Origin of the sequence: Amycolatopsis taiwanensis DSM 45107 (assembly GCF_000519205.1) — a bacterium.
Classification (GTDB): Bacteria; Actinomycetota; Actinomycetes; order Mycobacteriales; family Pseudonocardiaceae; genus Amycolatopsis_E; species Amycolatopsis_E taiwanensis.
On sequence record NZ_KI912598.1, the window covers coordinates 402,996 to 424,572 of the forward strand.

At 69.0% G+C, this 21,577-nt stretch carries 18 protein-coding genes; 11 read left to right on the top strand and 7 right to left on the bottom strand.

Annotated elements, in window-relative coordinates; all coding sequences use genetic code 11:
• Window positions 1-37: 37 nt before the first annotated feature.
• Together A3CU_RS54915 and A3CU_RS54920 are read left to right on the top strand one after the other, a co-directional pair.
• Entirely contained in the window at window positions 38-1,192 is a 1,155-nt protein-coding gene (locus A3CU_RS54915) for a YbfB/YjiJ family MFS transporter (protein WP_169739734.1), read from the top strand.
• A gap of 32 nt (window positions 1,193-1,224) precedes the next feature.
• Complete coding sequence (locus tag A3CU_RS54920) at window positions 1,225-1,899, top strand: alpha/beta fold hydrolase (protein ID WP_027946427.1); 675 nt, start codon at window positions 1,225-1,227, stop codon at window positions 1,897-1,899.
• Window positions 1,900-1,932: 33 nt separating this feature from the next.
• On the opposite strand, the gene A3CU_RS48535 is transcribed toward A3CU_RS54920, so the two are convergent.
• Window positions 1,933-3,468 (bottom strand): FAD-binding oxidoreductase, encoded by a 1,536-nt coding sequence (locus tag A3CU_RS48535; RefSeq protein ID WP_052372795.1) that lies wholly within the window; start codon window positions 3,466-3,468, stop codon window positions 1,933-1,935.
• 179 nt (window positions 3,469-3,647) lie between these two features.
• On the opposite strand from A3CU_RS48535, the gene tig reads away from it, so the two are divergent.
• From tig to A3CU_RS0136750, 5 genes are all read left to right on the top strand, one after another.
• Window positions 3,648-5,048 (top strand): trigger factor, encoded by a 1,401-nt coding sequence (gene tig / locus A3CU_RS0136730; RefSeq protein ID WP_027946428.1) that lies wholly within the window; start codon window positions 3,648-3,650, stop codon window positions 5,046-5,048.
• A 110-nt stretch (window positions 5,049-5,158) separates the two neighbouring features.
• A complete protein-coding gene (locus A3CU_RS0136735; protein ID WP_027946429.1) occupies window positions 5,159-5,773 on the top strand; it encodes a ClpP family protease in 615 nt (204 codons plus the stop codon).
• Between the two features lie 26 nt (window positions 5,774-5,799).
• Window positions 5,800-6,429 carry an ATP-dependent Clp protease proteolytic subunit gene (locus tag A3CU_RS0136740; protein ID WP_027946430.1) on the top strand — a complete coding sequence of 210 codons (630 nt, stop codon included), beginning with the start codon at window positions 5,800-5,802 and terminating at the stop codon, window positions 6,427-6,429.
• A gap of 157 nt (window positions 6,430-6,586) precedes the next feature.
• Window positions 6,587-7,882, top strand: a complete 1,296-nt coding sequence (gene clpX, locus A3CU_RS0136745; protein ID WP_027946431.1) for an ATP-dependent Clp protease ATP-binding subunit ClpX — start codon at window positions 6,587-6,589, stop codon at window positions 7,880-7,882.
• 104 nt (window positions 7,883-7,986) lie between these two features.
• Window positions 7,987-8,382 carry a hypothetical protein gene (locus A3CU_RS0136750; RefSeq protein ID WP_027946432.1) on the top strand — a complete coding sequence of 132 codons (396 nt, stop codon included), beginning with the start codon at window positions 7,987-7,989 and terminating at the stop codon, window positions 8,380-8,382.
• A 102-nt stretch (window positions 8,383-8,484) separates the two neighbouring features.
• Here the strand turns inward: A3CU_RS0136750 and A3CU_RS0136755 are convergent, their stop codons facing one another.
• A complete protein-coding gene (locus A3CU_RS0136755; protein ID WP_052372797.1) occupies window positions 8,485-9,414 on the bottom strand; it encodes an alpha/beta hydrolase-fold protein in 930 nt (309 codons plus the stop codon).
• 42 nt (window positions 9,415-9,456) lie between these two features.
• Window positions 9,457-10,293, bottom strand: coding sequence for a formate dehydrogenase accessory sulfurtransferase FdhD (gene fdhD, locus A3CU_RS0136760; protein WP_027946434.1), 837 nt, complete (start codon window positions 10,291-10,293; stop codon window positions 9,457-9,459).
• A gap of 116 nt (window positions 10,294-10,409) precedes the next feature.
• On the opposite strand from fdhD, the gene A3CU_RS0136765 reads away from it, so the two are divergent.
• From A3CU_RS0136765 to A3CU_RS0136775, 3 genes are all read left to right on the top strand, one after another.
• On the top strand, window positions 10,410-11,762 hold the full coding sequence (locus A3CU_RS0136765; RefSeq protein WP_027946435.1) for an L-lactate MFS transporter: 1,353 nt from the start codon (window positions 10,410-10,412) through the stop codon (window positions 11,760-11,762).
• 69 nt (window positions 11,763-11,831) lie between these two features.
• Window positions 11,832-11,987: an MFS transporter small subunit gene (locus A3CU_RS53125; RefSeq protein WP_156960737.1), complete on the top strand. Its 156-nt coding sequence runs from the start codon at window positions 11,832-11,834 to the stop codon at window positions 11,985-11,987.
• A 79-nt stretch (window positions 11,988-12,066) separates the two neighbouring features.
• Entirely contained in the window at window positions 12,067-13,557 is a 1,491-nt protein-coding gene (locus tag A3CU_RS0136775; RefSeq protein ID WP_052372799.1) for an ArnT family glycosyltransferase, read from the top strand.
• Here A3CU_RS0136775 and A3CU_RS0136780 read toward each other — a convergent pair.
• From A3CU_RS0136780 to A3CU_RS0136795, 4 genes are read right to left on the bottom strand one after another with little or no spacing between them, the layout of a single operon-like run.
• Window positions 13,551-15,869 carry an FdhF/YdeP family oxidoreductase gene (locus tag A3CU_RS0136780; protein WP_027946437.1) on the bottom strand — a complete coding sequence of 773 codons (2,319 nt, stop codon included), beginning with the start codon at window positions 15,867-15,869 and terminating at the stop codon, window positions 13,551-13,553. The genes A3CU_RS0136775 and A3CU_RS0136780 overlap by 7 nt on opposite strands.
• A 4-nt stretch (window positions 15,870-15,873) precedes the next feature.
• Window positions 15,874-17,253, bottom strand: a complete 1,380-nt coding sequence (locus A3CU_RS0136785) for an MFS transporter (protein ID WP_211246607.1) — start codon at window positions 17,251-17,253, stop codon at window positions 15,874-15,876.
• Window positions 17,254-17,258: 5 nt separating this feature from the next.
• Window positions 17,259-17,699, bottom strand: coding sequence for a MarR family winged helix-turn-helix transcriptional regulator (locus A3CU_RS0136790; RefSeq protein WP_043843742.1), 441 nt, complete (start codon window positions 17,697-17,699; stop codon window positions 17,259-17,261).
• A gap of 10 nt (window positions 17,700-17,709) precedes the next feature.
• Window positions 17,710-18,732 (bottom strand): hypothetical protein, encoded by a 1,023-nt coding sequence (locus A3CU_RS0136795; RefSeq protein WP_027946440.1) that lies wholly within the window; start codon window positions 18,730-18,732, stop codon window positions 17,710-17,712.
• An 82-nt stretch (window positions 18,733-18,814) separates the two neighbouring features.
• Here A3CU_RS0136795 and A3CU_RS0136800 point away from each other — a divergent pair, with 82 nt between their 5' ends.
• A complete protein-coding gene (locus tag A3CU_RS0136800) occupies window positions 18,815-21,481 on the top strand; it encodes a valine--tRNA ligase (protein WP_425388306.1) in 2,667 nt (888 codons plus the stop codon).
• The last annotated feature ends 96 nt before the right edge of the window (window positions 21,482-21,577 follow it).

Here is a 21,577-nt window from a genome sequence, read left to right on the forward strand (position 1 = left end):
CAAGATCGTACTGATCAGTTCGATCTATGGGGTGGGCATGACGGCGGTGGGGCAGGCGGCACGGCTGGCGCTCGGGACCGCGTCCGCGCTGGGGCTCGCGCGCTTCGCCTACGGGCTGCTCGTGCCGGCCATGCGGGACGACCTACGGTGGACCTTGGCCGAGGCCGGGGCGGTCAGCACCGCGAACGGGCTGGGTTACCTCCTCGGCGCGGTGGCGACCGCCGCCGTGGTTCGCCGGTGGGGCACCGCGGCGGCTTTCCGTTGGGGCATGGTCATTACCGCGGTGGCGCTGGCCGGCACCGCGGTGAGTCATGTTTTCGTGGTGATGCTGGCGATCCGCGTCCTGGCCGGGGCAAGCGGGGCGGTGGTGTTCATCGCCGGTGGGGTGATCGCGGCTCGGCTCGCCACCCGTGCCGGATCCAGCATGCCCATCACGGTGTACTTCGCGGGCACGGGGCTGGGGATCGTCCTGTCCGGCGCGACCATTCCGGGACTGGGTGAGCACTGGCAGGCGGCGTGGGGTGGCATGGGGGCCGCGGCCGGCTTGGCGACCCTGATCTGCTGGCGGGCCGCAAGCATCGACGAGGAGCGCCAAACCGGCGACGTCGGCCGGGCGCGTGTCCGTCCATTGTGGCGGCTCGCGGTGGTGTACTTCCTGTTCGCGGCCGGCTACATCACCTACATCACCTTCCTGTCCGTATACCTGGCCGACCGGCATGCGCCGACCGTGCAGGTGGCGCTCACGTGGACGGTGCTGGGCGCCGGGGTCGTGGTGGCCCCGGCGCTGTGGAGCCGTCCGGTAACGCGATGGCGTGGTATGCGCGCCCTGGCTGTCGTGCTCGGCGTACTGGCCGGCGGCGCGGCACTGGCGCTGCTCTCACCCTCGTCTGTGGTGGTGATCGCCTCCGCGGTCGCCTACGGGATGACCTTCATGGCGGTGCCCGCCGCGGTCACCGCGCACATCCGGACCGCTGTTCCACCGGCCGACTGGACCGCCACGCTGGCCGCGTTCACGATCCTGTTCGCCACGGGACAGACCGTGGGCCCGTGGCTGGCCGGCATCCTCGCCGACCACACCTCGACCGCCGCGACCCTGGCCTGGACCGCCGCCCTCTGTGCCGTGGCGGCCCTGCTGGCGGCAGTCCCACCACGAACCCCAGCACCTCCGGAACTCGATGCCGAGATCCGCTGAACCAACGGAAAAACCAACACGGAGAGCGATCTATGGCTACCTTCGTCCTCGTCCCCGGCATGTGCCACGGCGGCTGGTGTTTCACCGAACTGACCGAGCAACTCCGCCGACACGGGCACGCCGTCCACCTGCTGACGCTGACCGGACTCAGCGAACGCAGCCACCTCCTGCACGGCGGGGTCAACCTCGACACGCACATTGAGGACGTGACCGCGCTGCTGGCGGCAGAGAACATCCACGACGCCGTGCTGGTCGGCCACAGCTACGGCGGAATGGTGATCACCGGGGCCGCCGACCGCATGCCCGAGCGAGTGGACTGTCTTGCCTACGTCGACGCCATGGTGCCCGCGGATGGCGACTCCTGCTGGACACTGGTCTCCGACCAAGAACGCCAGTGGTACCTCGACGTCGTGGACAACGGGTATGCCGTGCGCCCCTTGCCGTTCTTCGATCCGCGGGCCACGCCTCACCCGATTGCCTCACTGCTCCAGCCGCTGCGGATGTCCGTCGAGATCGCCCGGTTTCGGCGCCGGGACTACGTTTACGCCGCCGGATGGAATGGCGAGTCGCCCTTCACGCCCGTCTACCAGCGCCTGCGTGAGGATTCCTCATGCACCACGCACGCACTCGACGGCGGGCACAACCTCATGCGAGACGCGCCCGACGACCTGCTGAAGATCCTGCTCGACATCGCTCGGCCGAACTGACCCGTGGACAGGTCGTGACCACCGGCGGGCCGGTCAATGGAACTGCTCGACGTGGATGGCCGAGGCGGGCACGTGGTGCTCGGCCAGGACGTTCCGGGCGACACCCGCGAGATCGGCGGGTGCCGACAGCACCCATTCATCCACCTTGGCCGGGTGCAGCCGGCGGCCGAGCAACTCGCGTAGCTGGCCGGCGGAGAGCCGGCCGGGGTAGTACCGCTCGTCGCAGATCGCCAGCGCGTCCGCGATGTTGGGTAGTGGGCGCCGGGCCGGCCGCAGGTCCTGGTCGCGCTCGTCGGTGCGGAAGTGCAGCACCCGAAGCCGGCCGTCGAACCGACGTGCCAGCTCGGTCAGTTCCGCGGCGAACATCGTGTCCTCGCTGCGCCGGTTGACATAGAGCAGGGTCGCGCGGGCGCGCGGGGCGGCGGCCAGCGCGTGGGCGAGCATCGGCAGCAACGGGGCGATGCCGATCCCCGCCGCCAGCCCGACCACGTGCCGCGAGTCCGGGGCGAGCGCGTTCCCGCCGGCCGGCGGGCGGACGTCGATCTCATCGCCGGGCCGCAACGTTCCGGTGGCGTAGCCGGAAAACCGGCCGACGCGCTTGATCGCGATGCCCAGCCGGTCCTCGCCGGGCCACGAGCAGATCGCGTAGCGGCGGCGCAGTTCCTCGCCGTCGACGACGGCACGGAGTTCGACGTGCTGTCCCGGCCGGAAGCGGAACTCCGCGCGCAGCTCCTCCGGGATGTCGAAGGTGACCAGCACCGCCTGGCTGGTGAGCGGGCGTACCTCGGAGACCGTCAGCCGGTGGAACTCGCCGGCCGGTTCTCCGGCCGCGGGGCCGGCCTCGGTCTTCTCGGCCTGCCATGCCTCCGGGTAGCGGTAGAACGGCAGCCGGGGGCACCTGCGGTGCGCCTCGGGATAGCCGCGGGTGCCGGGTGCCTGCCGTCGCGGACGCCAGTCGTACCACCACGCGAGGGCGGCCAGTGCGAGCCGTTGAGGCAGCAGGTACACCACGAACAGCGACCATGCGTTCCCGGTGCCGACCACCGCGACGAGCGTGCCGGGGACCAGGACGAGCATCGCGAGCGCCTCGGCGACCTCCAGCTGGGGGCGTGCGTCGCTGCGCCGGAGGTAGGTCACGACGTGCCAGAGGTCCATGGTCAGCCACCGCAGCGGAAGCAGCCACGCCGGACCCCGCACGTCCCACGCGGTCAGGTGCTCCCGGCCGTGGCGATGCTGGTGCAGGTGCAGGTGGCGGGCCGCCGGGAACGCCCCGAAGGCCGAGACGAACGGTGTCGCCAGGCGCCCCATTACCGCGTTGACCCAGGTCAGCCTGCCCGCACTGTGGTGAACGCACTCGTGGAGCACCACGAACATGCCGACCACGGCGATGGTGTGCAGGCCGACGGTGGCCCACGCGGGCACCTGCCGGACCAGGGACAGCCAGGTGGCGAACGAGCCCAGCGCCAGGGCGCCGGTGAACAGGGCGATGGTCGGAACCGCCACGGTGGGCAGTCGTTCACGCGCGGTGGGTAGTCGAACGGGGGCGGGGCAGTACGCGTCAGCGGTCACGAACTGGCTCCTGCGGAAGGGGGCTCTGCTCGCCAAAGAAGGTAGACAAGCGGAGTTCGAAAGTAAACGTCTCCGGTGGCGAGCAGGCCCGGGGCCGCGCTGTCAAGTCACTGGCCTAGACTCGGTTCTTGGGGTACCCGTGTGCCCGAACCCGCAACCTTAAGGCCGAGGAGAACACGTTGAAAAGCACCGTCGAGCAGCTGAGCCCGACGCGAGTCAAGATCAATGTCGAGGTGCCGTTCGACGAACTGAAACCGAACTTCGACCGCGCCTACCGCAAGATCGCCCAGCAGGTCCGCATCCCGGGCTTTCGCCCCGGCAAGGTCCCCGCTCGCGTCCTGGAAAGCCGGATCGGCCGCGCGCCGGTGCTCGATGAGGTCGTCAACGAGGCCATCCCGTCCAAGTACATGGAGGCCGTCCGCGCCGGCGATGTCCGCGCCCTCGGCCAGCCCGACTTCGAGGTGACCAAGCTCGAAGACCGCGACGTACTCGAGTTCACCGCCGAGGTGGACGTCCGCCCCGACATCACGCTGCCCGACTTCTCGGGCATCGAGGTGACCGTGGACGACATCGAGGTGACCGACGAGGAGGTCCAGCAGGAGCTGGAGAACGTGCGGGCGCGCTTCGGCACGCTCAAGGGCGTCGACCGGCCCGCCCAGGACGGCGACTTCCTCTCCATCGACCTGGCGGCGAGCGTGGACGGCGAGGAGGTCGAGGAGGCCGCGACCACCGGGCTGTCCTACCAGGTCGGGTCCGGTGAGCTCGTCGACGGCATCGACGAGGCGGTGACCGGCGCGAGCGCGGGCGAGACCAAGACGTTCACCGCCAAGCTCGTCGCCGGCCAGTACGCCGGCCGTGACGCCGAGATCGAGGTGACCGTGCAGAGCGTCAAGGAGCGCGAACTGCCCGACGCCGACGACGAGTTCGCGCAGCTGGCCAGCGAGTTCGACACGATCGAGGAGTTCACCGCCAACCTGCGTGAGCAGCTGGGCCGGGTGAAGAAGGTGGGCCAGGGCGTGCAGGCCCGGGACCGGGTGCTGGACGTGCTGCTCGAGTCGGTCGAGGTGCCGCTGCCGGAGAAGATCGTCGAAGCCGAGGTGGCCAACCGCAAGCACGACGCCGTCCACGACCTCGACCACAGTGAGGAGGCGCTGGCCAAGCTGCTCGAGGAGGAAGGCAAGACCGTCGAGGAGTTCGACGCCGAGCTGAAGACCGAGGCGGAGAAGGCGGTCCGGACCCAGCTGCTGCTGGACGCGATCGCCGAGGCGGAGCAGACCACGGTCGAGGACAACGAACTCACCGAGCGGATCATCTACCAGGCGCAGCGCTTCGGCGTCAGCCCGGACGAGTACGTGCGCCGGGCACAGGAATCGGGCCAGCTGGCCGCGATCTACGCCGATGTCCGCCGCGGCAAGGCCATTGCCTCGGTGGTGCAGAAGGCAACCGTCACCGACGCCTCCGGCGCCGCGGTCGACCTGGACGAGCTGTTCGGCACGGCGAAGGCGGAGCCGGACGCCGAGGCCGGCACCGATGCTGAGACCGAGGTCACCGCGGATGCGGCGGACGCGGCCGAAAAGTGAAGCTCTGAGCGAACGCGGGCGGTTGTGGGCATACCACGCCGCCCGGGTTCGTTAGGGTCGAAAACACAGATTTTGAACGTGTGAACGCAGTGGCGAAAAGGCAGGCAGACGTGACGCAGCACAAGCCCGAGGCGCGCACCACCAGCGCCGGGCTCAACCTGACCGACTCGGTGTACGAGCGGCTGCTCCAGGAGCGCATCGTCGTCCTCGGCTCCGAGGTCAACGACGATGTCGCGAACCGGATCACCGCGCAGCTGTTGCTGCTGGCCGCGGAGGACTCCGAGTCCGACATCCGGTTCTACATCAACTCTCCGGGCGGCTCGGTCACCGCGGGCTTCGCCATCTACGACACGATGCAGCTCATCGAGCCGGACGTGGCGACCTACGCGATGGGCCTGGCCGCCTCGATGGGACAGTTCCTGCTTTCCTCGGGCGCCCCCGGCAAGCGGTACTCGCTGCCGCACGCCCGCATCCTGATGCACCAGCCGTCCGCGGGCGTGGGCGGCACCGCGTCGGACATCGCGATCCAGGCCGAGGTGTTCGGCAAGTGGAAGCAGGAACTGGCGCGGATCACGGCCGAGCAGACCGGCCAGTCCGTCGAGCAGATCATCAAGGACGGCGACCGCGACCGCTGGTTCACCGCCGAAGAGGCGCGTGACTACGGCTTCGTCGACCATGTCCTGACCCGGGAGAACCAGCTCCCCTCGGCCAACGGCAGCCGCTGACCGGGCGCAAGTAGGAGAAACGAGCGATGAGTCACTTCCAGCTTCCACGGTCCCGGTACGTGCTGCCGTCCTACGTCGAGCGCACGAGCTACGGGGTCAAGGAGTCCAACCCGTACAACAAGCTCTACGAAGAGCGGGTCATCTTCCTCGGCGTGCAGGTGGACGACGCGTCGGCCAACGACGTGATGGCGCAGCTGCTGCACCTCGAGCACGAGGACCCCGACCGTGACATCACCATCTACATCAACTCGCCGGGTGGTTCGTTCACCTCGCTGATGGCCATCTACGACACGATGCAGTACGTGCGTCCGGACATCAGCACGGTGGCGCTGGGGCAGGCGGCCTCGGCGGCGGCCGTGCTGCTCGCCGCGGGCACCAAGGGCAAGCGGCTCGCCCTGCCCAACGCCCGCGTGCTGATCCACCAGCCGGCCACCGAGGGCACCTACGGACAGGTGTCGGACCTGGAGATCCAGGCCGCCGAGATCGGCCGCGTGCGGCGCCTGATGGAGACCACGCTGGCCCATCACACGAACAAGACCGCCGACGAGGTCCGGGCGGACATCGAACGCGACAAGATCCTCACCGCCGAGCAGGCCAAGGAATACGGGATCATCGACGAGGTGTTGCCGTACCGGAAGGCTTCTTCAGAGGCTTGATCACAACCCGGGGCCGGCGCGTGTCGGGAGACGACACGCGCCGGCTTCTTGGTCTATGGTCGGTCCTCCCGTCCGAGGCTCCGGGCGGGTACCGTCAGAAGCAACGCGTCAATCAGGTGCGCCGACCCGGCGCTCCGGAGGGGACAGGTCAACGGTCATGGCACGGATCGGCGACGGCGGGGACCTGCTGAAGTGTTCTTTCTGCGGGAAGAGCCAGAAACAGGTGAAAAAGCTCATCGCCGGCCCCGGCGTGTACATCTGCGATGAGTGCATCGACCTGTGTAACGAAATCATCGAAGAGGAACTGGCCGAGGCCGGTGACGTCAAGCTCGACGAGCTGCCCAAGCCGTTCGACATCCACGAGTTCCTCGACCAGTACATCATCGGCCAGACCGAGGCCAAGCGGACGCTCGCGGTGGCGGTGTACAACCACTACAAGCGAATCCAGTCCGACGACAAGACCGGCCCCAAGGACGCCAAGGACGAGCCGGTCGAGCTCGCCAAGTCGAACATCCTGCTGCTCGGGCCGACCGGGTGTGGCAAGACCTACCTGGCACAGACCCTGGCGAAGCTGCTGAACGTGCCCTTCGCCATCGCCGACGCCACCGCGCTGACCGAAGCCGGTTATGTCGGCGAGGATGTGGAGAACATTCTCCTCAAACTCATCCAGGCCGCGGACTACGACGTCAAGCGCGCCGAGACCGGCATCATTTACATCGACGAGGTCGACAAGATCGCCCGCAAGTCGGAGAACCCGTCCATCACCCGTGACGTTTCGGGTGAGGGCGTACAGCAGGCGTTGCTGAAGATCCTCGAGGGCACCACCGCCTCGGTGCCGCCACAGGGCGGGCGCAAGCACCCGCACCAGGAGTTCATCCAGATCGACACCACGAACGTGCTGTTCATCGTCGCGGGCGCGTTCGCCGGCCTGGAGAAGATCATCAACGACCGGATCGGCCGGCGCGGCCTCGGTTTCGGCGCCGAGATCCGCAGCAAGGCCGAGATCGAGGAAAGCGACATCTTCACCGAGACCATGCCCGAGGACCTGATCAAGTTCGGGCTGATCCCGGAGTTCATCGGCCGGCTCCCGGTGGTCGCGAGCGTGACGCATCTGGACAAGACGTCGCTGGTGGAGATCCTCACGAGGCCGCGCAATGCGCTGGTGAAGCAGTACAAGAAGCTCTTCGAGATGGACAACGTCGAGCTGGAGTTCACCAAGACCGCGCTGGAAGCGATCGCCGACCAGGCGGTGCTGCGCGGCACCGGCGCTCGTGGCCTGCGGGCGATCATGGAAGAGGTCCTGCAGCCGGTGATGTACGACATTCCCAGCCGCACGGACGTGGCCAAGGTCGTGATCACCGAGCAGACCGTGCGGGAGAACGTGAACCCGACGATCGTGTCCCGGCAGCCGTCGCGACGGCGTAGCACGGAGCGTGGCGAGAAGTCGGCGTGAGGCGTTCGCCGTCGCTGAATCTCGTTGCTGTCACGTTCTTTGACGGCCACAGTACGTGGCCGTCTGCGCGTGGCCCGGTGTAGCGCTCGCGATAAACTACCGGAATGAGCAAGGAGGGGGCGGGGCCCCGTCAGGATGCCGAAACCGGCAGACCGGACGCCGGTACGGACACGGTGGTGCCCGAGGGCCGCGGGGATGTTCAGGGGATCAGCGATCTCACCTATCGGATCATCACCCCGTATCTGCGCCACGAGAGGCTGCACCGCGCGTGCTTCGTGGCCCTGGTGGTGCTCGCCGCGGTCTGCGTGATCGCGTCCGGGGTCCGGCTGTCGCCGTTTCCGCTGCTCCCGCTTCCGCTGCTCGGTACCGCGTATTTCGGCCTGCGCCGCACCCGCTCGGCCCAGGGCGACCGCGGCCTGCTGGTGTGGTCCGCGGTGTTCCTGACCGGCATCTTGGTCGCGTTCTGGGTCATGTCCGTCATAGGCACCCACCTGCACTAGGGCCCTGTTGTGGCGGGCTTGCTTGGCGGTGCGGGTAGCGGAACCTCAGCGGTGCAGGCCGCGTGCCTCACAGCAAGCGGCTCCGCCGTTTGGGAAATACGACTACGGGACGTGCTTGCCCAGGAAGCCGATGACGGCGGGGACGACGGTGCGGTTGAACGAGTCGCCGTGGCGGCCGCGGGCCGTGTAGGCGACGGCGGGGTGAGTCTCGGCGATGAACCTGCGCACCCCGCCGATGAACGGATCCTCGGTGCCGCACCACACGCCGGTGGGCACGCCCTGGGTCGCGTCCGGATGGAGCAGCGGATCCATCGACGCCCAGTCGGCCGGGTTGTGGAACGCATGCCGCTTGCTCATGTCGGACCACGAGGTCATCAGCGCGGGGGCGAGCAGAGCCAGCGCCGACAGCCGCTGCCGCCGCTCGGCCCGCCGGCGCGCGTACAGCAGCGCGCCGAACCCGCCCATCGAGAGCCCCATACAGGCGAAGGGAAGGCCGTCCACCCCGGCGAGGCGGCGCTGCCGCAGCCAGACCGGCAACTCCTCCAGCAGCATCGCCATCGGATCGTCACCCGGCTTGTTCTGGTGCCAGTAGTTGTCTCCGCCGTCGAGGGCCACCAGCCCGAACGCGGGCACGGCCCGCTGCGAGACCTGGCCGGCCAATGCGGCGCGGGTGCCCGTGGGCGCTGCCGCGCGGGCTCGGCCGTGCAGGCCGTGCAGCAGCAGTGAGACCGGTAGGTGATCCGGCGGGGAGTCGCTGGGCAGCAGCGTGACGAGGTCGACGGCTCGGTTGCGGGCCTGCGACCACACCCGCTCCACCTTGACCACGCCCGAGCCTGGCGGCGCGGCGGGCGTCTCGCCCGGCACCTGGTCGACCACATCTGCGATGGGTAGCGTCCCGGTCGCCGTGCCGGCGGTGAGACCACCGGCCAGGAGCGTGGCACCGGCGATCAGCACAGAGCGGCGGCTGGGCCGCGCCCACCGCTTCGCTCCGGGCGCGTCAGCCCGCTGCCCCTCGTCCTCCACTGCGATCATTCAATCGTAGTGGGGTCGCTCTCACCAGCACTTTCGTGGTATTCAGGACGGTATCGCCGCGAGCACGCGGTGTTCGCCGGTGTAGAGATTCATGCTGGCGCCGCGCAGGAAGCCGACCAGCGTGATGCCGTTCTCCTCGGCCAGTTCCACGGCGAGTGAAGACGGTGCGGATACCGCCGCGAGCAAGGGAACTCCGGCCATCGCGGCCTTCTGTACCAGTTCGAACGACGCACGCCCGGACACCAGCAGCCCGCTGTCGGCCAGCGGCACCCGGTTTTCCAGGAGAGCCCAGCCAAGTACCTTGTCGACCGCGTTGTGCCGCCCAACGTCCTCCCGTACGGCCAGCAGCGTGCCGTCGGAGCTGAACAGCGCCGCCGCGTGCAGACCACCGGTGCTGGCGAACACGCGTTGCTTGGCGCGAAGGGCATCCGGCAGCCCGGCGAGCACCTCCGGAGTCACCGCGAACGGGGATTTACCCGGCGGGAAGCGGGTTTTCAGCTTCACCGCGTCCAAGGCCGCCTTGCCGCACACACCGCACGACGACGTTGTGTAGAAGTTCCGCTCGACACCGGTGTCGGGCGGCGGGACGCCGTCGGCGAGCGCGATGTCCAGCACGTTGTAGGTGTTGCGGCCGGTGTCGTCCACGCTGTCGCAGTAACGAGCGCTGAAGACGTCGGCGGACGAGCCGATCACGCCTTCGGAAAGCAGGAACCCGTGGGCCAGCTCGACGTCGTTGCCGGGCGTGCGCATGGTCACTGCCAGGGGCTTACCGCCGACGCGGAGCTCCAGCGGTTCCTCGGCGGCCAGGGAGTCCGACCGCCTACGCTGCCCCTCCGGGGACAGCATGCGGACCGGTCGCCGTACGGTCACTCGGCCCATTGCCCTCAACTCCCGCCTCACGGGTCGATCAAGATTCGACATTCGGTTGCTGCGCCGACGCAGTTTTGGTATTAGATTGCACGCTCAACCACCGTCCAGGATAGGGGAGCGTCACCGTGGCCGTCACCTTTCTTGACCGTGCTCGCACGGTTGCTCCGGTGAGCTGGAGTCGCTGGCTGATCCCGCCCGCGGCGCTGTCGGTACATCTCGCTATCGGTCAGGCATACGCCTGGAGCGTGTTCAAGACACCGCTGGAGAAGTCGATGGGCCTCTCCGGCACGGAGAGTTCGCTGCCGTTCCAGTTGGCCATCGTGATGCTCGGGCTGTCCGCGGCTCTGGGCGGCACGCTGGTCGAGCGCAAAGGCCCCCGATGGGCGATGTTCGTGTCGATGACCTGCTTCTCCACCGGGTTCCTGATCTCCGCGCTGGGGGCGGTGACCGCGCAGTTCTGGCTGATCGTGCTGGGCTACGGTCTCGTCGGCGGCGTCGGTCTCGGCATCGGCTACATCTCGCCGGTGTCCACCCTGATCAAGTGGTTCCCGGACCGGCCGGGCATGGCCACCGGCATCGCGATCATGGGCTTCGGCGGGGGAGCGCTGATCGCCTCGCCGTGGTCGGCGCAGATGCTCCAGTCCTTCGGCAGCACGACGAACGGGATCGCCGGCGCTTTCCTCGTGCACGGCGTCGTCTACGCCGTCTTCATGTCCCTTGGCGTGTTCCTGGTGCGGGTGCCGGCCGACGACTGGCGCCCGGCGGGCTTCCGGCCTCCGGCGACCACCAAGGCGATGGTCACCTCCGCGCAGGTGTCGGCGGCCAACGCGATCAAGACGCCGCAGTTCTGGCTCCTGTGGGTGGTGCTGTGCTTCAACGTCACCGCCGGCATCGGCATCCTGGAGAAGGCGGCGCCGATGATCACCGACTTCTTCCGCCAGACACCGGTTCCGGTGGGTACCGCGGCCGCCGCCGGGTTCGTCGCCCTGCTGTCGCTGACCAACATGCTGGGCCGGTTCGTCTGGTCGTCGGTGTCGGATCTGGTGGGACGCAAGAACATCTACCGGATCTATCTCGGCGTGGGCGCGCTGCTGTACCTGACGCTCGCGTTGACCGGGAACTCGTCGAAGGTCGTCGTCGTGCTGTGCGCGATGGTGATCCTTTCCTTCTACGGTGGTGGGTTCGCGACCGTGCCCGCGTACCTGAAGGATCTGTTCGGCACGTTCCAGGTGGGCGCGATCCACGGCCGGCTGCTCACCGCCTGGTCGGTGGCGGGCGTGCTCGGCCCGGTGATCATCGACGGCATCGCCGACCAGCAGGCGGCCGCGGGCAAGCACGGTCCGGACCTTTACACCACCTCGTTCTACATCATGATCGCGCTGCTGGTGGTCGGCTTCGTCGCCAACGAACTGGTGCGCCCCGTGCACAGCCGGTACCACGAGCCGGCTCCCGTGTCCGAAAAGGAGGAGGCCGCATGAGTGAAAATTGCGAAGCCCGCTCATGCGGGCCGACCGGGTGCGGGTGTCCCGCAAAACACAGGAGGCCGCATGAGTGAGCAGGTCGCGAGTCGCGGTGGCCAGGGCGACGACCAGGCCGTCCGGCGGCCGTGGTTGATGGCCCTGGCCTGGCTGTGGGTCGGCATCCCCTTCGCCTACGGGGTCTACCAGTTGATCCTCAAGGTTATCCAGCTTTTCGGCGGCTGAGGGTTCCTTTCTGCTAGCATCGCCCGGATTGACCGGTTCGTAATAAGAACCACTGGTGGGACCAATCTGGAGGCCGTCCATGGGCGGAAGCGCGACAGCGTTGCGCGTCGAAAACATCACTTCGCTGCCGCGCTTCGTGCTGCGCCCGGTCGGTGCCGTAGTACTGGTGCAGGCCATCATGCTGACGGCGCTGTCCGGGCGATACGGCTTCCATCGCGATGAGATGTACTTCGTCGCCTCCGGCGACCATCTCGCGTGGGGATATGTCGACAATCCGCCGATTACGCCATTTCTCGCGAAAGCCGCAACCTTTTTCTTCGGGGACACGCCGATGGGGTTGCGCGTTGTCGCGACCCTCGCCGGCGTCCTGACCGTGATCGCCGCCGCGCTGATCGCGCGGGAACTCGGCGGTGGGGCGGCCGCGCAGGCCCTCGCCGGAGCCGCGACCGCGCTGTCCACCGAGGTGCTGGCCCTGTCGCACATGGTGTCCACGACGTCGGTGGACACGGTGATGTGGGTGGTGCTCGGGCTGCTCACCGTGCGGTTGCTGCGCACCGGCGACGGCCGATGGTGGGTCGCGATCGGCGCGGCGGCCGGCGTCGGCATGGCCAACAAGTGGTTGGTGTTGCTACTGGTCGCGGCCATCGGCGTCGGGCTGCTCGCGACCGGGCCGCGCGCGGTGCTGCGGTCCGGCTGGCTTGCGCTGGGCGTGCTGGTCGCGCTGGTGCTGGTGGCGCCGCTGATCGTGTGGCAAGCCACGCACGGGTTCCCGATGCTGACCGTGGCGGGCGGGATCAGCGACAAGGACGGCACCGAGAACCGCATCATGTTCGTGCCGATGCAAGTGGTCTACCTTTCGCCGGTGCTGGTGCCGGTGTGGTTGGCCGGGCTGGTACGGCTCTGGCGTGACCGCCGCTACCGCGCACTGGCGGTCAGTTACCCCCTGATTTGCGCGATCCTGCTGGTAATGGGCGGAAAACCCTACTACTCGGTGCCGTTGCTGGTGGTACTGATGGCAGCGGGAGCCGAGCCGGCCGTGCGGTGGCTGCGCACACGCGCGCGACGCGTTGCGGCTGCGGTGGCCGGCGTGGTGGCGGTCGTGATCTCCGTGTTGGTCGCGCTCCCGGTGTTGCCGCCCAGCGCGCTCGGCCCGGTGCTGGCGGTGAACAAGGAACAGGGCGAGCAGGTCGGCTGGCCGGAACTCGTCACGACGATTTCCGGTGTGTGGCAACAGATTCCGGCGGAGCAGCGGGAAACCGCCGTGATCTTCACCGGCAACTACGGGCAGGCGTCCGCGATCAACGACTACGGTGCCGATGCCGGCCTGCCCGGCGCGTACTCGGGGCACATGTCCTATGCGGACTGGGGGCCGCCGCCGGACGCCATGACCGGCCCGGTCGTTCTCGTCGGGCCGCATGGCGGCGGCCCGTTCGTCGGCTGCCGTCAGGCCGCCGTGAACGACAACGGTGCCGGTGTGGACAACGAAGAACAGGGCACCTGGATTTCGTTGTGCGACGGGACCACCGGGCCGTGGTCACAGATCTGGCCGCAGCTACGTCACTACTACTGACGCCCCGACGCGGTCGCCTCCAGCCGGACGATGATCGCCTTGGACACCGGGGTGTTGGACTTGCGGGCCACCGAATCCAGCGGTACCAACGCGTTCGCCTCCGGGAAGTAGGCCGCCGCGCACCCGCGCGCGGTCGGGTAGGCCACCACCCGGAACCGTTCGGCGCGCCGGTCGGTGCCTTCCCACTCCGACACCAGGTCCACCAGATCCCCGTCGGCGAAGCCGAGTTCGGCCAGATCCTCGGCGTGCGCCAGCACCACGCGCCGCGCGTCCTCGATGCCGCGGTAGCGGTCGGAAAGCCCGTAGATCGTGGTGTTGTACTGGTCGTGGCTGCGCAGGGTCTGCAACAGCAGGCGCCCGGCGGGGACTTCCGGGAACTCCAACTCGCTGGCGGTGAAGTGCGCCTTGCCGGTTGCGGTCCCGGTGAACTCCCGCGAGTCGCGCGGTGGGTGCGGGAGCACGAACCCATCCGGTTCCCGCACTCGCGCGTTGTAGTTCTCGCAGCCCGGAACGACCCGGGCGATCCGGTCGCGGATCTGGTCGTAGTCGCGCTCGAACTCCCGCCACGGCACGGCGTGACCGTCGCCGAGGAGGGTTCGTGCGAGCCGGCAGACGATGGCCACTTCGGACAGCAGGTGCTGGTCCGCGGGGCGCAGCCGCCCGCGAGATGCGTGCACGCACGACATCGAGTCCTCGACCGTGACGAACTGCTCGCCCGTCGCCTGCACGTCGCGCTCGGTGCGCCCGAGCGTGGGCAGGATCAGGGCCGTCTTCCCGTGCACCACGTGTGACCGGTTGAGCTTGGTCGACACGTGGACGGTCAGCTCGCACGAGCGCAGCGCGCGTTCGGTCAGCGCGGAATCCGGTGTGGCGGCGGCGAAGTTGCCGCCCATTCCGACGAACACCTTGCCGCGGCCGTCCCGCATGGCGCGGATCGCGTCCACCGTGTCCAGTCCATGCTTGCGCGGAACGGTGATGTCGAACTCGGCGTCGAGCGCGTCGAGGAACTCCTCGGGCATCTTCTCCCAGACGCCCATTGTGCGGTCGCCCTGCACGTTCGAATGCCCGCGTACCGGGCACAGGCCGGCGCCCGGCTTGCCGATCATGCCGCGCAGCAGTGCGACGTTCGTGATCTCCTGGATGGTCGGCACGGCATGCCGGTGCTGGGTCACGCCCATCGCCCAGCAGTACACCGTGCGCTCGGAGTCGGAGATCATTCGCGCGATCTTCACGATCTGGCTGCGGGACAACCCGGTGGCCTGGTCGATGGCTGCCCAGTCCAGCTCACGCAGGTTCTTCGCGTAGTCCTCGAAACCGTGCGTCGAATCGTCGATGAAGTCCCGGTCGAGCACCGTGCCCGGCGCGGCGTCCTCCCAGGACAGCAGCAGGTGCCCGATCGCCTGGAACAGCGCGAGGTCCCCGCCCAGCCGGACCTGCGCGAACTCGTCGGCCAGCGCGGTGCCCCGGCCGAGCAGGCCGCGCACGTTCTGCGGGTTCTTGAACCGCAGCAACCCGGCCTCCGGCAGCGGATTCACCGCGATTATCCGCGCGCCCCGCGTCTTGGCCTGTTCCAGCGCGGCCAGCATCCGGGGATGGTTGGTGCCCGGGTTCTGTCCGATGACGACGATCAGGTCGGCGTGGTGGATGTCGGCCAGGCTCACCGAGCCCTTGCCGATGCCGGTCGACTCGGTCAGCGCCGCACCCGACGACTCGTGGCACATGTTGCTGCAGTCGGGCAGGTTGTTGGTGCCGAAGGAGCGCGCCAGCAACTGGTAGAGGAACGCGGCCTCGTTGCTGGTGCGGCCGGACGTGTAGAACATCGCTTCGTCCGGGTTGGACAGTTCGCGCAGCTTGTCCGCGACCAGCGCGAACGCACCGTCCCAGGAGATCGGCTCGTAGTGGGTCGCGCCCTGGCGCAGCACCATCGGGTGGGTGAGCCGGCCTTGCTGGCCCAGCCAGTAGTCGGTCCGTTCGGCCAGTTCGGCGACCGGGTGCGCGGCGAAGAACTCGGGTCCGACCCGGCGCCGGGTGGCTTCTTCGGCCACCGCCTTCGCACCGTTTTCGCAGAACTCGGCGAGCTTGCGGCCCTCGCCGTCGGCGGCTTGCGGCTCGGGCCAGGCGCAGCCCGGGCAGTCGAAGCCCTCGCGCTGGTTCAGCAGGCTGAGCGTGCGCGCGGTGCGCAGCGGCCCCATCTGTTCGACGCCCCGGCGCAGCGACACGGCCACGCCCGGGGTCCCGGCGGCCCAGGCCTTGGGCCGATGGACTTCGAGATCGGATTCGTCGATGTCTGAGGTTGGTCCGGAGCGACTCACGGCGCTATCGTGCCTGGCCAGCGGGCCTTTTGCGAGTGCCGAGTGCCCGGTCGGAGACGGTGACGGCCAACAGGAGCCCGCCGACGACGATCAGCACGAGGGCGAGCCGGTGCAGCCCCGCGGAGTCCGCATGCGGGCCGAAACACAGCGCTATCAGGGCGGATGCGGCGATGGCGCCGAGATATTGGGCCGTCCGGAACAGTCCGCTGGCGGTGCCCATCTGCTCGGCCGGGGCCTGTCCATACAGGGCAGTTTGATTCGTCACACTGGTCAGTCCCTGGCCCAAACCGAACACCGCGGCCAGCCCGACGAGCGCGGCGAGCGAGGTGCTCTCCCCGGCGAACAGCAGCAGTCCGGAGCCGATGAGCAGGGCGAGAGAGGTGGCGATCAGCCGGCCCTTGACGCGGGTCGGCTTCGCGGAGAACGCCGCCGCGGCCACCGCCACCGCGGACATCGGCAGCAGCAGCGCACCGGCCCGCGACTCACTGAGCCGGCGAGCGGACTCCAGCCACTGCACGTATCCGTAGAGCACGGAATAGACGATCAGGAACGCCAGCGCCTGACGCAGGTAGGTACGCAGCAGCGGCCCGTTGCCTACCAGCATGCGCAGATCGATGAACGGCTTGCGGGAACGCAACTCCTTCCAGCAGAACCCCGCGCCCAGCACCGCCGACACGGCGAGCAGGTAGAGATTGCCGACGGCAGCGTTCATCACGAACATCAGCAGAGCCAGCAGCATCGCGGAGAACAGCAGAATGCCCACGACGTCGATCGGTTCGCGCTTGAGACCGCGCCGGTCGTCCTTCGGCACCCACAGCAGCGCCAGCACGAGCGACACCGCGGCCAGCGGGATGTTCACCGCGAAGATCGCCGGCCAGCCGGCGAGACCGATCAGCGCGCCACCGAGCGCCGGACCGATGACCATGATCGTCTGCGCGGAGATCGCCAGCACGGAAAGGACCCCGCTCGGCACGCCCTGACCGGTCGCGTCGGCGCGTGCGCGCAGCACCGCCATGGCAGCCGGGAAGCCCGCGCAGGTGCCGATACCGAGCACCACGCGCACCGCGATCAGCCAGTCCAGGGAGAACGCGAACAGGCCCCCAACACCGGCGGCCATCACCAGTGCCGCGCCGCCGAGCAGCACGCGCCGCGCGCCGAAGCGGTCCACGAACAGCCCGACCACCGGTTGCCCGATCGCGGTGGCCAGGTAGAGCGAGGTGACCAGCCACGCGGTCCGTTCCGGTCCGGCGCCGAAGGCATGCCCGATCGGGATGAGCGCGACCGCGATCAGCGTCGAGTTGAAGGGGTTGAGTACCGCGCTGGCTACCAGGGGAGTCACCAGCCGGGTGCCAATCCTCGCCCGGGTCTTCGTGGCCGTGCTCAACGGCGTCAGTCCTCACGCTGCGCCAGGCGGCGCAGCAGCGGCAGTGCTTCGGCGATCGTGCGGCGCTCGTCGTCGGTGAATCCGGTGGCCAGCGCCGCGGCGAGCCACTCCTCGCGGTGCTGGATCAGGCCGCGCACGGTCTTGCGTCCCACGTCGGACAGCGAGATCACGACTCGCCGCCCGTCATCGGGGTCACGCGTGCGGTCCAGGAGCCCGGCTTGGTCGAGCGCGGCCAGAGTCGCCGCCATCGACTGCTGCCGGACGCGCTCGGCGGCCGCGAGTTGGGCCTGGGTCGCCGGGCCCTCCCGGTCCAGCCGGGCCAGCACGGCCGACTGGGTGGGGGTCAGCACGCCGGCGTTGTCGACCTGACGCAGTCGCCGGCGCAGCTGGCCGACCAAGCCGCGCAGTTCGCCGGCAAGACGGGCGATCTCGTTCGGGACGGGCATATTGCACAGTCTAGCCTGTTGAGGTTGGACTGTGTGGTTCACACCCGTCGTCGGTCGGCATGGGCTGGTCCAGGTCGTAGATCGCGGCCTCGTTCGTCGCTGGCGTGCCACCCGTGGTCGTCGCACGCTCGCTGATCCAGGGGGCGAGGTAACCGGCCCCGGCCGCGCGACAGGCGACCGGATACATCTCGCCGGAGTTCGGTCCGTAGGGGGCGGTCAGACCCGCGTCGCTCTTGACATACGGCGGGCTGGTGAAAATCGAGTAGTCCTCCTGGTGCCGCCAGAAGATGTCGATGTCCGCGGGCGAGGTGACCGGGCCGTAGCTTCCCGGGTCGAACGCATACGCCACCACGTACTCGGCGTGCACGACCAGTTCGCCCTCCCCGCCGGGTCGCGCGGAGAGCCGGCCGGTGATCTTCGGTCCGGCGGGCAGGAGGTGGAAGCCGTCGGCGGCGAACGCGACGTAGGCGGAGAAGGTGTTCTTGCTTCGGTCGGCCAGGATCGGCCCGACGCGGTCGCGCTCACGCGAAGACAGCAGCGCCAGGTAGGCCGATGTGTCGTGGCCCTCCACCACCCGCCGGTCCACCTGCCCGGCGTTGATCGACTGTTTGACCTTGTCGTAGGCGCTTTGCACCTGGGCGGCCGAGAACGTGCCGATCTTCTCGGCCGCCGGCACGGTCAACCCGTCGACGCTGTCGGCCCACGACTGGGCCGGGGTGTTGTCGAATGGTCGCGCGAGGTCCACTCTCGCGATTTCCGGCAGCACGCTGGGCTTCGTGGTCGCCACGACGTCACCAGGGGTCCCAGCCGCGCCGTTCGTCTCGTTGTGGTCGGTGGTCCGCCAGCGGTAGATGCCGAACCCGACGGCCAGCACGGCGACCAGCGCCGCGGCCGTCCAGGCCAGCCTCCTGCCCCGTCTGGCCCGCCGCCGCTTGGTGCGCAGTTCGACCCACGCCTCCTTCTCCGCGTGCCGTTGCCAGTCCGGGTCCATCAGGTCCGGGTGGTTTTCGATGCCGTTGTCGTTGTCTTCCATGCCCGATCGCGCCCTTCCCGTTCGTCGCAAGCGTCCCATCGGGCGCGGTTGTCGATCGTTACTCGCTGCACGGGCAGTGCCGATGCATTCTGGGGACGACGGGTTCGTACACTTACCTGCTGTGACGGAGAACCCTCTTGACCGGACGACCGACCTGCCGGGTGCCTGGAGCCCGGCCGACGAGGAAGCCGCGATTTACCAGCGCTGGGTAGACGCCGGCTACTTCACGGCGGACGTGGATTCGGACAAGCCTCCGTTCACGATCGTGCTCCCGCCACCGAACGTCACCGGCAGCCTGCACATGGGGCACGCCCTCAACCACACACTGATGGACCTGATGACCCGGCGCCGCCGGATGCAGGGTTACGAGGTGCTGTGGCTGCCGGGCATGGACCACGCCGGGATCGCCACGCAGAACGTCGTCGAGCGCGAACTGGCCGGGGAGGGCGTCTCGCGCCACGACCTCGGCCGTGAGCGGTTCGTCGAGCGGGTCTGGGAATGGAAGGCCGAGTACGGCGGCAGGATTCTCGGGCAGATGCGGCGGCTCGGCGACGGGGTCGACTGGTCGCGCGAGCGGTTCACCATGGACGAGAACCTCTCCCGCGCGGTCCAGACCATGTTCAAGCGGCTTTATGACGAGGGCCTGATCTACCGCGCCGAACGCATCATCAACTGGTGCCCGCGATGCCAGACCGCCCTGTCGGACATCGAGGTGGAGCACTCCGAAGACGAGGGCGAGCTGGTCTCGATCCGTTATGGCGACGGGGAAAACTCCATCGTCGTGGCCACCACCCGGGCGGAGACGATGCTCGGCGACACCGCGGTCGCGGTGCACCCGGACGACGAGCGGTACGCGCATCTGATCGGCACCGAGGTGGAGCTTCCGCTGACCGGGCGGAAGATTCCGATCGTGGCCGACTCCCACGTCGACCCGGAGTTCGGCACCGGCGCGGTCAAGGTGACCCCGGCGCACGACCCGAACGACTTCGAGATCGGCCGTCGGCACGACCTGCCGATGCTGACGATCATGGACGAGCGCGCCACGATCACCACGCCCGGCCCGTTCGAGGGGCTGGACCGGTTCGAGGCCCGGCCCGCGATCGTGGCCGCGCTGCGCGAGCAGGGCCGGATCGTCGCGGAGAAGCGGCCGTACCTGCACGCGGTCGGGCACTGCTCCCGCTGCGACACGGTGGTCGAGCCGCGCCTTTCCCTGCAGTGGTGGGTCAAGGTCGAGCCGCTGGCCCGCGCCGCCGGGGACGCGGTGCGCGACGGTCGCACGCAGGTCCATCCGCCCGAGCTGGCGAAGCGTTATTTCGACTGGGTGGACAACCTGCACGACTGGACGATTTCGCGGCAGCTGTGGTGGGGCCACCGCATCCCGGTCTGGTACGGGCCGGACGGCGAGCTGGTGTGCGTCGGCCCGGACGAGGAGCCGCCGTCGGGCCCGGGATGGACGCAGGACCCGGACGTCCTCGACACCTGGTTCTCCTCGGGCCTGTGGCCGTTCTCCACGCTGGGCTGGCCGGAGTCCACAAAGGACCTCGCCAGGTTCTATCCGACCAGCGTGCTGTCCACCGGCTACGACATCCTGTTCTTCTGGGTGGCCCGGATGATGATGCTGGGCCTGCACGCGATGGACGGCGTCCAACCGTTCGACCACGTCTACCTGCACGGCCTGATCCGCGACGCCAACGGCAAGAAGATGTCGAAGTCGCGGGGCAACGTGATCGACCCGCTGGAGTGGATGGATCGCTACGGCGCCGACGCCACCCGGTTCACCCTGGCCCGCGGCGCGAACCCGGGCGCGGACATGGCGCTGGCCGAGGAGTGGGCCGCCGGCTCGCGGAACTTCTGCACCAAGCTGTGGAACGCCACGCGATTCGCGCTGATGAACGGTGCCACCGTCGCCACCGGGCTGCCGCCCGCCGCCGAGTTGACCGAGGCCGACCGGTGGATCCTCGGCCGGCTGGCCGAGGTGGTGGCCGAGACCGACGGCCTGCTGGAGGACTTCCAGTTCGCCAAGGCCGTCGACGCGCTTTACCACTTCACCTGGGACGAGCTGTGCGACTGGTACCTGGAGCTGGCGAAGGTCCAGCTGGCCGATGCCGGCCGCGCACCGGCGACCCGGGCGGTGCTGGGTCACGTGCTGGAGGTGGTCCTTCGGCTGCTGCACCCGGTGATCCCGTTCGTCACGGAACGCTTGTGGACCGCGCTGACCGGCCGTGAGTCGATCGTCATCGCCGACTGGCCGGCGGCGGACGCCTCCTTCACCGATCCGGTCGCCCTGGGACGCATCGAGGACCTGCAGAAGCTGATCAGCGAGGTCCGCCGGTTCCGCTCGGACCAGGGGCTCAAGCCAGGACAGCGGGTCGCCGCCCAGGTGGCCGGCCCGGGCTTCGCCGCGATCGCCGGTCACGAGGGCAGCCTCCGGACGCTGGCCCGGCTCACCGAACCCGGCGACGGGTTCACCGCGAGCGCCACCGTCGAGGTCGCGTTGTCCGGCGGGCTGGCGCGGGTCGCCCTCGACCTGTCGGGCGCGGTGGACGTCGCGGCCGAGCGCAAGCGCCTGCAGAAGGACCTGGCCGTGGCGCAGAAGGAGCTCAAGCAGACCGAGGCCAAGCTCGGCAACGAGGCGTTCCTCGCCAAGGCACCGGCCGACGTGGTGGACAAGATCCGCGCCCGCCGGGAGGTCGCCGCCGCCGACCTCGACCGCATCAGCGCCCGCCTGGACGAACTGCCGGTAATGTAGGCGGCCTCGGGTGTTCCCGAGCGCCGCCTCTTCGACAGTGTTTCAAAGTGCGCGCGGCCTTCGGCACGCGCGCCCGTGGTTACCTCGGGCGGAAAC